The 424-nt window shown below is 39.4% G+C and carries 1 pseudogene; it reads left to right on the top strand.

The features are described from left to right. Positions 1-424 (top strand): annotated as a pseudogene (locus tag RM529_RS17805) (type IV secretory system conjugative DNA transfer family protein); the annotation flags it as partial.

Genomic DNA, 424 nt, shown 5'->3' on the forward strand with positions numbered 1-424 from the left:
CCTATCCGCAATTTTGCACACTTCCTCATTTAATAGCTATCTACCAATACCTTGATACGGATAGCCTCGTGCAGTTTTTGGAAACCAACACCACATCGAGAGCAATGGCAGATGCTTTTATTAGTGGTAAGGATTCTGACAGACAGACCGCTGGTGTAAAAAGTACTTTGGCAAATGCGCTGAAACGAATTAGCACACAACGGATTTTTATGGCATTGTCCGCAGACGAAGTACCTTTGAATATTAATGGTGAGGATAATCCTGCCATAATTTCGGTAGTGAACAATCCAAAATATGAAACGTCTTATTCGCCAGTAATTGCAACCATTATTCACACTATTACAAAGCAAATGAGTGTGCGTAATTCCAAACCCTCATTTTTATTAATGGAAGAAGCACCAACCATTCGCTTGTTAAATATGCA

The sequence above is a fragment of the Autumnicola edwardsiae genome (assembly GCF_031846505.1).
In the GTDB taxonomy this organism is placed as follows: domain Bacteria; phylum Bacteroidota; class Bacteroidia; order Flavobacteriales; family Flavobacteriaceae; genus Autumnicola; species Autumnicola edwardsiae.